The sequence below is a fragment of the Burkholderia sp. Z1 genome (genome assembly GCF_014893795.1).
Classification (GTDB): Bacteria; Pseudomonadota; Gammaproteobacteria; order Burkholderiales; family Burkholderiaceae; genus Burkholderia; species Burkholderia theae.
The window spans coordinates 928,061-944,311 of record NZ_JACFYL010000001.1 but is presented as its reverse complement, the minus strand read 5'-3'; the positions used below and the strand labels follow the sequence as shown (position 1 = coordinate 944,311).

Genomic DNA, 16,251 nt, shown 5'->3' with positions numbered 1-16,251 from the left:
GCATCCAGGATGTCGTACGGGTTCGTTCATACTCAGTCGGCGGTGGCAGAATCACGTTGGCCCGCAGCACCCATTCGGTGCTACAGCCACACTGTCGCCCATCACGCCCCATACCCCCAGCATGTTCATTCTTTTTGGCTCGCCTCGATCTGGCACAACGCTATTCAAGGAGTCGCTCAATCTTCATAGCGGCATCTTCATCCCGAACCAGACTACGTTCATCAGCCCGATCGCTCACGTTATCGGTTGCATCAGCGACTGGTCGGTAGCACGTCCGCTGATCAGTCAAATCATCAAGTCGACGGACGACTTCGCCGAAGTTCTTGGGCCCTATATCTCCGCCGCGGAGATCGATGACGCGCTGAGCGAAGCAGAGCCGACTCTGGCGGGCGTCCTTACATCGATCTATCGCCGCATTGCGTCCAATGCCGGGAAGCGGCTTGGTGGCGACAAGACCCCTGACGATCTCCTTTCGATCCGGAAGCTCGAAGAGGTCGGACTCCTGAACTCCGACATCCGGTTTCTCCATATTGTCCGAGACGTGCGCGGTACGATGCTGTCTCTCAAGAACGTCACGTGGGCGCCGTCAGGCATTGAAGAGTATTTCCCTCGCCTGTGGAATTACACCAACCTCCACTTGCACAACGCGATGCGCGACCGCGCAAATTATCTGCTCGTGCGCTACGAGGATCTCGTCGCGAACCCGCGGGATGTCCTGTCGCGTTCTACGGAATTCCTCGGCCTGCCGTTCGAAGAATCCATGCTGGACAACTCGAAGCGGGCTCCGGTACTGCGCAACGATCAGAGCCACCTCAACCTGTCGCGGCCGTTCCTGAATGACCGCGCAACTGCGTGGCAAACAAGCCTGCCGCCGGACATCACCGCCCACTGTTGCGCAACTGCGGCTGAAGGACTGAAAGCGTTCGGCTACCTCTGATACACGGCAGTCCGTACCGATCTCGTCAGCGAGAACGGTCGCGCACCGTGCGTGCGCGACCTCGATCACCTGCCCGCCGGGCTCGCTGCAGTTCAGCCCGTCACGGCCGCGCGAAATGCATCGGCATTTCGCGCATCGACCGCATATTCATAGAACGCCGAACGAGTCGGAAATGCCGGAAGTACGGTTTGCAGAAAACACAGCATCTCCGTCATGCCCTTGTTCTGCAGGAACCGTCTGAATGCGCCGAGATCGCTTCCGTCCAGGCGCGCAGAGAAGATTCGCGGGCCCGACATCGCAAGCGCCTGTGCAATGACAGCCGCGATCTCGACCCGGACCTTGCCCAGGTCCTCCTTGATCGTGTTCCTTTCATGCACGCGATACACGATGTGCTGCACGTCCCGGTCGATGTACACGCTGCCGTGGGCGAACGCATACATCAGGAAATCGAGATCATGGCAGTAGCGAAGCGGCTGGAATCCGCCAGCGGCCTGCCAGAGCGCGCGACTGAAAACCATGTTCGACGTCGTCGCGACGAAATTCTCGTTCAGCAACGCCAGCTGCGGCAGGCCGGTCTCGCCCAGGAAACCGTACGCACGTGCCAGCCAGTCGATCGCAACGCCGTTTTGCTGTTCGACGCCATGGTCGTCCATGATGCCGGCACGCCCCGCGATCAACCCCAGGCCCGGCCGCTCCTGAATCAGTTCCCGACAACGTGCGAGCTTCTCCGAAGCAAACACGTCATCCGAATTCAGTACGGCGACATAGTCGCCCCGGGCAAGACCAATCGCACGATTGATCGTATTGTGGGCGCCCGCGTTCTCCTGCCGATATGCGCTCGCATTCGGAACGTTTGCAAGCAGCCGCGACGCGATGTCGAATCCGTCATCGGACGAGCCGTCATCAATCAGGATGATCTCGTCGGCCGGGGAAGACTGCGACAGAACGCTCTGCAACGTACCTTCGACATACCGTGCGTGGTTGTACAACGGGATGACCACGGAAATGGTGACGTCCGCCCGCGCAGCAGCGGCAGGAGCAGGCGATTTGCGGAATTTAAAGATTGACATATTCAGGACCGGGCAATAATTTCATCCACGACACACTCAAACACGAAGTCATTGGATATCGGTATCGAAGAACGGAAAATAGCGCGACCGATAGCGCAAATCTCGCGTCCGCTCCTTGATGAAACGCGCCGGATTTCCGGCAACGATCGTGTAGGGTTCGACATCACGCGTCACAACCGACCCCGCGCCAACAACGGCCCCTTCCCCGATACGAACGCCAGGGCTGATGATCGCGCGAGCACCGATCCAGACGTGATCCTCGATGACAACCGGCTTGCACAGGCATACAAAATCCGGATTCTGCGGATCATGCGTCAACGTCTGGATCAACGTGTAGTGCGAAATATTTACGTTGTTCCCGATCGTCAACGGAACACGGCCGTCCAGATAGGTATAACGATTTACGACCGTATTATTGCCGATCGAAATATGATACCCGGTAACAAAGCATCCCATTGCGATGCTTGAATCGCGGCCAATCCTCACCTGACAAAACCTTCCCAGGAACCAATGCCTTATGCGATAAGGCATGTAGTTCATGAACAAATGATTGCCCAGGTAGAAGCACACGGCGGGCTTGAAGCGCCATCTGACGAAGCGGTAGAACGACTTGAGTGAACTCACCATATCCGCCTCTCTTCTTATCGGCCGTGCGCCCTGACCACATCTTCGATGATCGATTCGTAACGCGTCACGATATCGGCAAAGTTGTAGTTGGCGTAAATCTTGTCGCGCCCCTTCGCCCCTCTATCGCGCCACTCCGCGGCGTTCGACGCCATCCGGTCCATCGCATCCGCGAGAACGGGCGCGATTTCATATTGCCTCGGTGCGTAGGCCAGCTCGTCGAGCAGCTTCGAATTCAGATTCGGCGTATCGCCATACTCGTTCGGGATCAGGATGCCGATGTCGTCATCTTCGATGACTTCGGCAGACGCGCCGGTATCGGTCAGGATCATCGGCTTGCGATAGAACATTGCCTCGTTCATCGCAATGCTCCAGCCCTCGATGAATGACGGAAGGATGAACGCGTCCGCAACGCGATGCACGTCTTCGACATCCGGGAAATAACCCGGCATCAGGATGTGCTGTTCCAGGCCGTGCTCGACCAGATAGTGGCGAAGCGCATCGACATGAGGCGGAAAGATCACGTTGCCGACGCAGAGAATCTTGACGTCGCGCCGGCGCGCCAGCAAATGGCGCATCGCGTCCGCCATCACATAATGCCCCTTGTGCAGGTTGTACGAGGCGACATTTGCGAATACGTAATCGGAGTCGGACAGACCGAGCTGGGCGCGCGTCAGCTTCGGCGGCTGCTTTTCCCGCGCCTCGTGTTCGGACAGGATGAGGCCGTTCGGCACCGTCACGACTTTATCGGCCGACACGCCGAGATTGCTCACGGCAAAACGAGTCGCGTTCTTCGAAACCGAAACGTAGCGATCGACATAGCGATCATTGTCTGCAAACGCTCGAGCCTGCTCATCCGAAAAGAACGCATAGACGTTGTGGATGAACGTGATGTTCGGAATCCCGAAACGCTCGAAGAGCGGGTAGCCCGTATTCGAGAAGTGAGACATCGAGATATCGACGCTCAACTCGGTCAGCAGTTTCTCGTAAGCCGCGAGCGGGTTCGCCGCGGGCAGCCCGACGACACGCAGGCCGGCATTACGTGCGACCGTGCCGAGGTGCCCGACTTTGCCGGGGGTCACGATGGTGACGTCGAAACGTGCCCGATCGAATGCGATCGCGGAATCAAGCACCACCTTCTCGAGGCCGCCCTTGTCGAACGATGCCAATTCGATCAGGACACCGAGCTTCCCGTCGGTACGGGGACGACGTTGCGGCGGAGCTTTACGAAACAATGAAAACAGGGAACGCAGCATGGCGATGATCAATATGAATGAAACTGTCAGTGAATATCGAATGCACCAGGACGCAAACCGCGCTTGCCATCGAGAACGTTGATGGACGCGAGAAGCGTGGACATCCTGGCTGCCACGGTCTCCACCGAGTACTCGGCAACCGCAGCCGCGAAACCTGCATCGGCGACCCGCTGCCACAGTTGCGGATCTTCGAGCAGTTTGACGATCGCGGCGGCGATCTCTTCGGCACTGTCTCCTTCAAGCACCTGCTCGCCTGCCACGAGGCCCATCCCTTCGCTGGCAATCTTGCTCAGCACGCTAGGCACGCCATGCAACAGACTCGAAACGACCTTGCCCTTGATACCGGCGCCGAATCGAAGCGGCGCAACCGATACGCGAGCCACGTCGAGCACGTCGCCCAGATTCTCCACGAATCCGACGATCTTCACACCCATCGCCGGGTTCTCGAGCGAGCGGACGTAGTCGGTCACGCCGCTGCCGACGATACGCAACTCCGCCGCGGGCTGGCTCCGCCTGACGATCGGCCAGATCTCCTCGACCAGGAATTGCACTGCGTCGATATTCGGACGATGCGCAAATCCGCCTACGAATACGACGCCGGACCGCTCGTCGAACGTACGCGCTGAACGTGTCGGTACCCGCGGAATCGGGATGCGATGAACGTTCGCTTGCGGCGCCAGCTCTTTCAGCACGTCGTTCTCGACACGGCTCACCACAATGGTCGCGTCGGCTTCGCGCACGGTCTGAATTTCCGTGCGGCGCAGCATCAGCGCTTCTTCCAGCGCCTCGGGGGAGCGGTCGTGAATCGCGGCGCGTTCTTCGCGGAGGTAATGGAGATCGACCGTGCCGAACACCAGCTTGACGTGCGGCGCGCCCTTGCGAAGCGACTCGACCAGATGACGCGCGACGATGATGCGTTGCGCGACGACCACGCGAGCGTTGGCGACTTCCTCCATGACCAACCGGTTGAGCGACGTCAGATCGCTCGCGCACTGAACCCGCACCCCCCAACGCCGCAGCGCTTCCATGTAGGCCAAGGGCGGTGACTGTTCGAATGCCGCAATGAAGCTCACGTCGTAGCCGAACTCGCGGAAAATTCGCATGTACCAGTAGACGTCGACCGAACCGGAATCCTGATCGGGCTTCGGCACGAACGCATCGACGATCACGACCTTCGGCCGCTGCGGCGACGCAAGCACGTCGCCAAACGGTCGCTCGACGCGGAACAGCGCGTCATGACGTTGGCGCAGCAGCCAACGCTGATAGGCGTCGTCCCAATTTTCGTCATGCGTCGGACGGCTCGTTTGCGCCGCATTCGACAGCACGAAACGCGCGAACGGCTGCAGGTAGGTTTTCTCGCTCCGCGCATGCAGATCGAGTGCCAGAGCAGCGAATCCGGTCGTGAGGACCGGCATCGCTTCCTCGAAGCGCGATACGCGGGCCCACGCATTGCTTCGGACTGCGATGAACCCGGGGCTTGCGGCCTTGATCTCGGTCACACTCTGGACTTCGACGTTATCGCTGCCGACACCGGCATGCGCGGGAAGGAGATGCGCGCCTGCATCGATGACGCCGCCCGCGGCATGCACCGTGCCGTTCCTCTCCAGGACGATCGCAGAGACTGCCGTCGCATCGGCGAAGCGTTCGAAAGCTTCATCGATGGCCTTCAGCCACCCTGGGCGCGCCAGCAATTCGTCCGACATCAGCACGACGAATTCGCTCCCGGACACATCACCGACCTGCTCGGCCAGAGCCGACATCGACTGGGTTGCACGCCGATCATCGATGACACGGACCCCGCTCTCCGCCGCAAGCCTCGCGTCGATTTCACCCACCGCGACGATCCGGTACGCAACGGATGCCGTATGCTGGCTCAGGGCCGCGAGGCATGCACGCATCGCCGCACCGCCTTGCGACTGCAGCACGACGATCGTCGCTTTCGGTGTCGACGCCTGCTCGAAAGGCCGAAGTGTCGCCGGCGACGCTCCATCGCCTTCGACGATCGACATGGCCTGCCCTGCGGCCTGCCCGGAATGCGAAGCCGGCGCTGCGCCGGCACCCTGCCGGCTTGCGTTGATGCGCCGGGCGGCATAACGAAGCGGCTTCGTCACGCGCCAGGACGTGGAATTCAGGATCAGCTTCAACTGCCGTCGAAGATTTTCGTTCTCGGCCAGCAATGCAACCGTCGACGGATCACGCTCGCGACCGCTGTTGCCATCCTGCCCCTGCGCGCCGCGTACGCCTTCCGCGTGTTTCAACTGGTCGGTCAACTCGTCGACCCGGGCAGCCAGAGCCGTCGACGTGTTGTTCTGCACGTCGAGCGATTCAAGCACCTTGCGTGACGTCGTCACGGCTTCGTCTCGATGGACTGCGGCCTCGGACAACGTGGAAACGGTCCGCGTCAATCGATCGACTTCGGCATTCAGACGTTCGATATCCGCATTGTTGGCGAGGATGACGTCGTTCAGGCGCACGGTTTCGACGGTCAATCTTCCGATCTCTTCGTCGCGCCGGAGAACCTCTTCGGTCAACCGCACGGCCTCGCCGGTCAGACGGCCGATTTCGTCGCCGCGCGCCATGGTTTCCGTCGTCAGGCGGACAATTTCAGTCGCCTGGGCACCGATATGCGCGTTGCGCGCCTGATCGTAGCGCGTGAACGACACGCCGCCATCCAGCAGGCTGTCGTCCATTTCAGGCAACGGCCCGTCGGACGCGATCGCGATGAAGTACACGGGATCGACGGCACCTGCCGTCTCGCGATACTCGCCCACCTCGCGTTCGGACCAGCAGTTGATGAGGCGCTCACCGCTGCGCCCTTCCTTCTGGAGCAGCGATCCGGCAAGCGGTTTCTGTTCGTAGAGTACGAAATTCTGAAACCCGCTCTTGAGCCACTGGACGAATTCCTCGCGATCGAGCTCGCGCACATGATATTCGTTGGGAGGCGATCCCGGCGGCGAGTAGATCGGCCGGTTCGGCGTCGAGATGATCATGAGGCCGCCGGGCTTCAACACCCGACGCGCTTCGCGCATGAACGTCTCGTGCTCGTGGAAATGTTCCAGCGTTTCGTAGGAGTTGAGAATGTCGACAGATGCGTCGCCAAGAGGAATCTGCGTGGCGCTCCCGCATTCGAACCGAAGATTCGGCACGTCACCGTAACGGCTCTTCGCATTTTCGACTGCTTGCGGGTCGACATCGACACCGGTCACGGAGCGCGCCGCCTGCGCAAGCAAAGCAGAACCATAACCTTCCCCCGACGCGATATCGAGTATGTCCTTGCCTGCGCATATCGCCGTCGAGAAAAGATACCGATGGTAGTGCTCGTACTGAATCGGCCCCGCAACGCCCGGAAGATATCGCTCACCCGTAAACGAGTGGTCATCTTCCGAGGCCTTGAATCGAAAAATTCGCTCTTGCTTGGTCATTTGTGAATCCTGCTCTGCAAACTTGCAAAATCTTGTAAGTAATCTCTCTCCGGACACGTGACGACAACTTCACGCCGGGAGATTGTGCTCACGTCTGCGGATCAAATCCGTTCCGCACTACATCTCTTCGGACAGTCCTGCATGCACCATCGGAACGCCCACGAGCGTGTGACTCACGCGGGATGCATGCACGCGAAGGGGTAATGCGTCGTGGATCCAGTGGTGCTGAACGTGGTCGTATTGCGTGCCCTCCGCGATCGCGACATTGATCGAGAAGGCACCCACCGGCAGCACCGGCATGATGAAGCTGAACTCCGCGCATAGCGCGTCGCCCGCATCACACGATACCGGCCGTTCGGCGAAGGTTGCGAACGTGTTGTCGCCCGTCAATTCCTGACCCCGTTCGTTCTTGAGGTAGAAACCGACGATCGGGGAAACCAGCGGTTCGTCGATTTCGATCGTCACGCGCAACGTCACCGCTTCGCCGCCGACGATCCATTCGAGCCTGCGCGCCTGATCGTCGAAGAATGCGACATCGACGATCCGCGCGCCGCCTTCGCCAAAGGCCTGCGACTCGTGATTGAACGCCAGCACCTGGATGTCGTTGCGAAACGCGGACGCGTTGAAGCGTTCGCGACGGAAATCGAATGCGCCGTCATGCTGCTCCGATTCGACGGGCACCGTCGCGATCGCTGCCCCCGTCGTGCTGTAGCGCGCTTCCAGATACGCCGCACAGACATCCGCCGGCCGCCCTTGCGCAACGATCCGGCCACTGTCGATCCAGATGACGCGTGAGCAAAGCTTTCTGATCGTCGAGGTATCGTGACTGACGAACAGAATGGTTCCGTGTTGCTTGAACTCGTGCAGAAAGCGAAAGCACTTCTGATTGAAGAATGCGTCGCCGACCGCAAGCGCCTCGTCGATCACCAGGATATCCGCATCGACATGCGCGATGACCGCGAACGCCAGACGAACGAACATACCGCTCGAATAGGTCTTGACGGGCTGGTCGATGAACTCGCCGATGTCGGCGAAATCGACGATCGATGCATAACGATCGTCGATCTGCTGACGAGACAGCCCGTACAGCTGCGCATTGAGATAGATGTTCTCGCGACCGGTGTACTCGGCGTCGAAGCCGGAGCCGAGTTCGAGCAACGCGGCAACCTTGCCGCGCACGGCGATATCGCCGCGGGTCGGCGCCAACGTACCGCAGACGATCTGCAGCAACGTACTTTTGCCCGACCCGTTCCGCCCCACGATGCCGACGGTTTCTCCCGCCGCGACGGAGAAACTCACGTCATGAAGCGCCCAGAAGACATTCGACTGGGCCTCGACGGGCCGATGCGTCGCCTGTCGCGTCGCGGAGCCCTGCGCAAGCCGCGCAATGGCACCGAGCACTCCTCTCTTCAACCGGTCGCCGGGCCGCTCGTAGGACTCAAAACCCTTGCTGATGCCGTGAGATTCGATCGCGATATTGTCAGACATATGGATTCATTCTTCGTATCCCGTCCGGACACGATGCCAACCTATGGATTGCGATCGAATGGATCGATCCAGTGATGTGCCATCAGGCGCTGATGGTAAACGACGAATGCTACCACGGCGCACCATTTCATAATATGGGAAATAGTCACCGAACGCCCCGGGCAAGGCGTTCGCCGGACTCGAAACACCCGTCGAATTCCGCTCGCTGCCCGAGAATGCCGACGATCGGCGTCAATCCGCCGCCCCGCCCGCGCACCCGGGATTGCTTGCGACATTTACACTTCGACACACGTCACGACGACAGCGCCGTCGATCCGCAGGTGAACCACTATGCGATAATTCGCATGCACCAGAATGGCCCCAGGGCCAAAGCAAAGCACTGGACCGCAGGCGCTGTACCGGCCTGACGCCCGCCTGCGATCATCCAATCGCGGCGGCACGGATCCGCTTTCCCGCCGGCTCCATGTGCCGTGCCACATCCGCTGATCTTGTCGTCGAACTTATGCAAAGCTTTAGTCTTTCGCCGCGATCCCTCGCCGCTTCACTGGTGAAAAATCGCCGCCTGATGCTCGATCTCGCGCGTCGCGACGCCGTGGGACGCTACAAGGGGTCCTTTCTGGGCATCTTCTGGTCGCTGCTCACCCCCCTCATGATGCTGAGCGTCTATACGTTCGTCTTCAGCGAAGTGTTCAAGTCACGCTGGAACGACGCGTCGCACGCCGCATCGAAGGGCGAGTTCGCCGTGGTGCTGTTCGCCGGCATGATCGTATTCAACCTGTTTTCCGAGTGCGTGAACAGGGCACCGGGACAAATCCTGTCCCACTCCAATTTCGTCAAGAAGATCGTCTTCCCGCTCGAGATCCTGCCGTGCGTGACGCTGTTGTCGGCGCTGTTCCACCTCAGCGTGAGCGTCTGCATCCTGCTGGTGGCCGAATGGTTCATCGTCGGCAGCGTGCCGCTGACCGCACTTCTGTTCCCTGTCGTCCTCGCGCCGCTTTGCGTATTCATCATGGGCGTGAGCTGGATACTGTCCGCCACCGGCGTCTATCTCCGCGACATCGGTCAAACCGTGGGTATCGTCATCACCGCGTTGATGTTCCTGTCGCCGGTGTTCTTCCCGGTGTCTTCGCTGCCCGAGCAATTTCGCGGTTTCGTCTACCTGAATCCGATGACCTATCCGATCGAACAGGGCCGCGACGTTCTCATCTGGGGGCACATGATCGACTGGAATCGATGGTCCATCTATTCACTCATGGCGGTCGCCGTTGCGTGGATCGGCTTCGCATGGTTCCAGAAAACGCGCCGGGGTTTCGCCGATGTCATCTGATGTCGTCATCCGTGCCGCATCGCTCGCCAAAGGATTCGAGTCGTACCGGAAACCGTCCGACCGCCTGAAGCGCAGCGTCCTCAGCTTGCTGAGCGGGCTCGCACCGGTCCCGGCCTTGCGCGCATCGCTGCGCCACCGTGCGCACGCGTGCGCCCGGATGTTCTGGGCACTCAAGGACGTCGACTTCGAGATTACGCGCGGTGAAACGGTCGGCATCATCGGCCGAAACGGTTCCGGCAAAAGTACGTTGCTGCAGATCATTTGCGGCACGCTCGCGCCGACCAACGGCGCGGTGGAAACCCGCGGACGCATTGCCGCGCTTCTCGAACTGGGTTCCGGGTTCGACGCGGAATACTCCGGCCGGGAAAACATCTACATCAACGGCCAGTTGCACGGCTTGACCCGCGAACAGATCGATTCGCGCGTCGACGACATCATTGCCTTCGCCGATATCGGCCATTTCATCGATCAGCCAGTCAAGACGTACTCGAGCGGTATGTTCGTCCGCCTTGCATTCGCGGTCATTGCCCACGTCGATGCCGATATCCTGGTCATCGACGAGGCGCTGGCCGTAGGCGACGCATTCTTCACGCAAAAGTGCATGCGCTTCCTGCGCCGCTTTCAACAGACCGGAACGGTTTTGTTCGTCAGCCATGATTCGTCCGCGATCCGCAGCCTCTGCGACCGGGTCATCTGGCTGGATCGAGGCGTCATGCGCGAGTCGGGAAGCGCAAAAACCGTCTGCATGAACTATTTCGAGGCGTTCTACCGGAAGCGCGGGGACGACGGCGTGTCTCGCGTCGAATCCGACACGAAAAAGTTCGACGCCTCCGCCATCGGCAACGAACCGCGCGCGGATCAGCGGAGCGGATTCCCGCACAACGCGCTCGAGGTACTGCCGCCCCTGCCGAGCATCGACCTGGATCCGCACGAGCTTCCGGCGCAACGCGATTCGATGCTGATCGAATCCGCGACCCTCACCAACACGAAAGGCTCCGCCGTGACCTGGGTCACGGGCGGCGAACGCGTTTCGCTTCGGATTCGCATACGCCGGACCGGGTCCGACACGCCGCACGTCGCATTTTTCGTCAAGGACCGACTCGGGCAGCCGCTGTTCGGCGACGACAGCGTTTTCGCGCTGCGAGAAACCGGTTCGTCGTCTCCGAACGTGAGCCACATCGTCGCGGAGTTCCGCTTCGACATGCCGATTCTTCCGCCTGGCGACTACGCGTTCACCGTGCTGGTCACGGCCCCCTCCGACAGCGGCACGCGCGTACTCGACTGCGTTCACGATGCGATCATCGTGAAATCGGAGTCCGCCCGTGTTGCGTCCGGACTCGTCGGCGTCCCCATGAATCGCATCGAGCTTTTTGTGCGAGAAACTACGTAAAACGCGTCAGTCCATCCGAGGACCTCATCAACCCATACCGACTGGGCCCTGTTTTACCTATATGACTTCCGGCCAACACCGCGCCCCGCACGATTCGACCGAGCACGATGCTCCCCCCGGTGACGACGTCGAGGGCAGCGCACTGGCGCAACGCATTGTCGAACTGGAACGTGAACTCGCGGGCTTGCGCAACGAGAATATCCTGCGCGCGAACGCAGAAGCCGATCGAATCCGGCTCGAGGACGAACTGCGAAACATCCGCGATTCGCTTTCCTGGCGACTGACCGCGCCGCTGCGACGCGTGACGTCTGCAATCCGCATGGCGGGCATCGTGACGGCAACGATCCGGCGCCAGGCGGTAGTCCGCGGCAGCCTGCCGAGCGCGCTCGGGCACTACGCGACCATGCTCAAACGTGAAGGTCTCCAGGGGATCATTGCGCGGTCCAGGCGTCTCCGCGAGGGTGGAGGATTCGCCGATGCCCCGCCCCCCGACGAGGTCTATCACGACTGGATCGACAAGTTCGATCGGTTCGGCGACGCGGAACGCGCCGCCGCCGCAAGCGCGCTGCAATCATTCGAACGGCGACCGCTGATTTCCATCGTCGTCCCGACGTACAACAGCAATCCGTCGCATCTCGAAGCAATGATTCGTTCCGTGCAGGAGCAGATCTACCCGTTCTGGGAACTCTGCATCGCGGACGACGCGTCGCCGGACGAGACCACGCGCGAGATCCTGACACGCCATCAAGCGCAAGATTCGCGAATCCGGCTCGTGTTTCGTACCGAGAACGGCCATATCTCCGAGGCGAGCAATAGTGCGCTGTCGCTGGCGACGGGAGAGTTCGTCGCGTTGCTGGATCACGACGACATCCTCCCGCCCCACGCGCTGTTTGTCGTTGCGCAATACATCAATCGGCACCCTCACGCGCGCATGTTCTACAGCGACGAGGACAAACTGAATGAACGCGGGCAGCGGACGGCCCCCTACTTCAAATGCGACTGGAATCCTGCGTTGTTCCGTACGCAGAATCTGTTTTCGCACCTTGGCGTCATCGAGACCGCGCTGGTGAGACAAGCGGGCGGCTTTCGCCGCGGATTCGAAGGAAGCCAGGATTACGATCTCGCCCTACGATGCGTCGAGATCGCCGGCGATGACAGTGTCGTTCACATTCCACATGTGCTTTATCACTGGCGCATCACGGCCAGCAGTACCGCGGGGACCAGTCACGCCAAGCCGTATGCATCGACCGCGGCGCAGCGCGCCATTGAAGCGCATCTCGCGCGCACCGGCGTCGCGGCAACCGTGGAGCGCCCGTTCGGCGAGTTACCGGTATTCCGGGTGAGATATGCGATACCCGGCCCGGCTCCCAAGGTGTCGATCATCATCCCGACTCGAGACGGTGTCGCGTTGCTTCGTCAGTGCGTCGAAAGCATCGTCGAACGCACGGTCTATCCGAACTACGAAATCATCGTCGTCGACAACGGCAGCACCGACGAGGCAACCCTCGCGTATTTCCAGGAGATTACGCAACGTCCGAATGTCCGGATCATCCGGGACGATTCGCCGTTCAATTTTTCCGCACTGAACAACACCGCCGCCGCGGCAGCGACAGGCAGTTTCCTGTGCCTGCTGAACAACGACACCGAGGTCATTTCGCCCGACTGGCTCGACGAAATGGTCGGTATCGCGTCGCAACCGGGGATCGGCGTCGTCGGCGCCGCCCTGTGGTACCCGGACAATTCGCTCCAGCATGGCGGCGTACTGCTGGGACTGGGTGGCGTCGCCGGTCATATGCATCACATGCTCAAGCGCGGGAATTTCGGCTACTTCAACCGCGCCGTATCGGTACAGAACCTGTCTGCCGTCACGGCTGCGTGCCTGGTCGTACGCAAGCGCATCTATGACGACGTACGTGGCCTGGACGAATCCTTCGCCGTCGCCTTCAATGATGTGGACTTCTGCTTGCGGGTACGCGACGCCGGTTTCCGCAACGTCTGGACGCCGTACGCCGAGCTGTACCACTACGAATCGGCGACGCGCGGCTCGGACATGGCAGCGGACAAATACCAGCGCTTCGTGGGCGAGGTGCGTCGGATGGAGGAACGATGGGGAGCCGCGCTGAGTCGTGATCCGGCGTACAACCCGAATCTTTCCCTCGCCGTCGACGTGTTGCCGTTCACGCTGGCCAACCCTCCGCGCATCGGCACGCTCGACTAGGCACACACCTGTTGGCGCGAGATCTGCGTGGAACGGGGGCAGCGCCACTTGCTCCGCATCAGGCCGTCAAGACGCTCGAACCCGGCGCCCGGGACAGCAGCCGGGGCCAACGGCCCGCGATACAAGGCCTGCAGTGCCGCCGTCAGAATCCGCCGGTTACCGCGGGCCCGACGCGATATCCGCCGCCGTTGGCTGTCGGGATCACGTTGGAACCCGCGCATCCGACAAGGGTCAGCACTGCGAGCGCGGTGGCGAGGCCTCGAGAAATTTGCATCATTTGTTTCGTTATTTTCCGATGGTTTTCGGCACGGACTATCCGACGGATCGGGATCAACCGTTGTTTTGTCGATGGCCGAACATGGCTAACCCCCTCATCCATCGTCTCGCGGGCCTTGTCCATGGATCGGAAGTCTGCGAAGCCGCCCTTTGGCGTTGCGACAGGAAAACCCAATTGTTATAGATTGCGTATGCGCGCTCCATGTCAAGGTCGCCATGAGCAGCCAGCATCTCCGACCTGCCGATGATATTGCAGTATCGCGCGAGAATATCTTGTCCGTAGTCAGTGAACGCAAGTATTCCCTCTGCCCTGGTCGGATCGAGGTGATACTCGGGTTCCTGCAGATGAACGATCGCGCCGCCCTTGATGATTGCACGCGGCTCGCTTTTCACAAGGTGCCATTTGACGGGTATGGTTGAAACATGATAACCGCCGGGGCTCAAAATGCGTCGAATCTCGGCAAATGCCATGTCGGGGTGAGGAACATGCTCCAATACGTCTTCGGTGATGACCAGATCGAATGAACCGTCATCGAAGGACGTATCCTGAATATCCTCGCACAGCACGCCATTGCGACGCTCGCCTGACGAGGCACCGTCGACATACTCACTGGTGACGAGGCGATCCCCGAGCGGCGCCAGAAATTCCACGATGGCGCCTGTCGTACTCGTGACAAACACCGTTCCGCGAAACTCCTTTGCGAATTTTCCCAGCGACGCACGGGAATCGCCGCGCTTCCACAAATCAAGAACCGATTTCGCAATATGTCGATTTCTTGCGGACGAGCCGCATTTCTCGCATATGAAAGAATTACGCTTGCAGGGAAAATCGACCGGTTCGTAGGACTTGAAAATAGTGTGCGATCCGCAGACGTGACAATATCCGCGGGCAATTTGAGTCGGCTCCATACGCATCTCTCAGGTAGACGGTTTGGGTAGGCTTCTGATGCCATAGCCGTGGCAAATTTCCACGCATAACCGGTTGGACTCCGGCCCACAGGCTTACGGAATATTAAGGTATATTATTTTTTGAAAGGAAGTGGGGTTAATACCAATTCCGGATCACCCCGAATTCACGGGGATTGAATTTCCGATAACGACCTGTTCTTGTATTCAATATAGATCGACCACGCAAATCGACTCGCTCATTCGATTTACATGCGGAACATAAATACCAATAAATTCATGCATGAATTTCCAGAGCCGCAGCACAATCGATGCTCCCGCTCCGCGGCCCCCTCTACTTCGCCCATCAAACGCGATCGGAATAAGGTCCGAGCCGTCCACGCAACCCGTCCCGGATTCCGCGCCATACCATCGCAAGATGCTCTCCGCGCCGCTCCGGGAACAGGCAATAAATCAGGACTCGAAACGGCAACTTCACGAGCTCCGTTAGCTTCCATTTCAGCGGCATCGACGCGCGTTTCATCAACGCGATCGCATTTCGGAACTGATAATAATGGCGGATCGGCCCATGCATCGGATAACGACGCCCCAGTACCCGAACCGGCTCGCCCCCCAGCTCGTGACTCATCCGTAACCAGGGAATCCCCCAGACCTGATAGCCACGCTGCTTCGCACGGATGCACCATTCAAGGTCGACGAAGTCGATGAAAAGCGACTCGTCCATCGCACCAATCTCGTCCCAGCATTCGAGGTTGATGCAGGACCCGGACGAAATGAGGAAATCGACTTCGATGGGTACGTCGCCCACTGGCGCTATCCGTTGGAGCCTTCCCCATCCAAACCTGACGAACGGCGCAACACCCCGCAGACGTCGATCCTCATACGCCGGACCGATCAGTGCGACACGGCTGCCCGACGCCCGGGCCCGAGCGATCAGTTCCGGCAGATCCGTCAGCAGAGACTGCGGCGGTTCGCTATCCTGATCAAATAGCAACGCGACGTCGCAACCCGCCTGAATCAGCGAGCCGACACCCTGATTGAATGCCATTGCAATTCCGGCATTCCACCCGTTGGCGATGTATTCGATCGAATCGGATAGCCCGAGGGCACGGCGATCAAGCACTGCCGGCGTATTGTCGACGACGACGCAGTGCATCGACTCGGCGAGCCGATTGGCGCGCGCTACACACGCCGCATCGGGATGAAAGAAAACGACCACCGCACCGGTGTTCGGGGATCGATCTTGAGTATTGCTCATAAAATTGCCACGCCTACGGCACCAGCATCGTCAGAAGTGGCCATGTTCGCCTTCTTGCGATTTCCACGCGTTTTGACAC

The 16,251-nt window shown here is 60.0% G+C and carries 11 protein-coding genes; 4 read left to right on the top strand and 7 right to left on the bottom strand.

Annotated elements, in window-relative coordinates; genetic code table 11:
• The first annotated feature begins 121 nt into the window (after window positions 1-121).
• Window positions 122-937: a sulfotransferase family protein gene (locus tag H3H55_RS04290; RefSeq protein WP_193097774.1), complete on the top strand. Its 816-nt coding sequence runs from the start codon at window positions 122-124 to the stop codon at window positions 935-937.
• A gap of 92 nt (window positions 938-1,029) precedes the next feature.
• Here H3H55_RS04290 and H3H55_RS04285 read toward each other — a convergent pair whose 3' ends face one another.
• The 5 genes from H3H55_RS04285 to H3H55_RS04265 all read right to left on the bottom strand — a co-directional run bounded on the left by H3H55_RS04285 (window position 1,030) and on the right by H3H55_RS04265 (window position 8,797).
• On the bottom strand, window positions 1,030-2,007 hold the full coding sequence (locus H3H55_RS04285) for a glycosyltransferase (RefSeq protein ID WP_193097773.1): 978 nt from the start codon (window positions 2,005-2,007) through the stop codon (window positions 1,030-1,032).
• A 48-nt stretch (window positions 2,008-2,055) separates the two neighbouring features.
• A complete protein-coding gene (locus tag H3H55_RS04280; protein WP_193097772.1) occupies window positions 2,056-2,634 on the bottom strand; it encodes an acyltransferase in 579 nt (192 codons plus the stop codon).
• A gap of 14 nt (window positions 2,635-2,648) precedes the next feature.
• Complete coding sequence (locus H3H55_RS04275) at window positions 2,649-3,887, bottom strand: glycosyltransferase family 4 protein (protein WP_193097771.1); 1,239 nt, start codon at window positions 3,885-3,887, stop codon at window positions 2,649-2,651.
• A gap of 26 nt (window positions 3,888-3,913) precedes the next feature.
• Complete coding sequence (locus H3H55_RS04270) at window positions 3,914-7,309, bottom strand: methyltransferase domain-containing protein (RefSeq protein ID WP_193097770.1); 3,396 nt, start codon at window positions 7,307-7,309, stop codon at window positions 3,914-3,916.
• A 117-nt stretch (window positions 7,310-7,426) separates the two neighbouring features.
• Window positions 7,427-8,797, bottom strand: coding sequence for an ABC transporter ATP-binding protein (locus H3H55_RS04265; RefSeq protein ID WP_193097769.1), 1,371 nt, complete (start codon window positions 8,795-8,797; stop codon window positions 7,427-7,429).
• Window positions 8,798-9,299: 502 nt separating this feature from the next.
• Here H3H55_RS04265 and H3H55_RS04260 point away from each other — a divergent pair.
• The 3 genes from H3H55_RS04260 (at window position 9,300) to H3H55_RS04250 (ending at window position 13,732) form a co-directional block, all read left to right on the top strand.
• A complete protein-coding gene (locus tag H3H55_RS04260) occupies window positions 9,300-10,124 on the top strand; it encodes an ABC transporter permease (protein WP_193097768.1) in 825 nt (274 codons plus the stop codon).
• Entirely contained in the window at window positions 10,114-11,514 is a 1,401-nt protein-coding gene (locus H3H55_RS04255) for an ABC transporter ATP-binding protein (protein WP_193097767.1), read from the top strand. Before H3H55_RS04260 ends, H3H55_RS04255 begins: the two co-directional genes overlap by 11 nt.
• A gap of 319 nt (window positions 11,515-11,833) precedes the next feature.
• A complete protein-coding gene (locus H3H55_RS04250; protein ID WP_226800099.1) occupies window positions 11,834-13,732 on the top strand; it encodes a glycosyltransferase family 2 protein in 1,899 nt (632 codons plus the stop codon).
• A gap of 330 nt (window positions 13,733-14,062) precedes the next feature.
• On the opposite strand, the gene H3H55_RS04245 is transcribed toward H3H55_RS04250, so the two are convergent.
• Together H3H55_RS04245 and H3H55_RS04240 are read right to left on the bottom strand one after the other, a co-directional pair.
• A complete protein-coding gene (locus tag H3H55_RS04245; protein ID WP_193097765.1) occupies window positions 14,063-14,917 on the bottom strand; it encodes a class I SAM-dependent methyltransferase in 855 nt (284 codons plus the stop codon).
• A 343-nt stretch (window positions 14,918-15,260) separates the two neighbouring features.
• Window positions 15,261-16,172, bottom strand: coding sequence for a glycosyltransferase family 2 protein (locus H3H55_RS04240; protein ID WP_193097764.1), 912 nt, complete (start codon window positions 16,170-16,172; stop codon window positions 15,261-15,263).
• Window positions 16,173-16,251 lie beyond the last annotated feature (79 nt).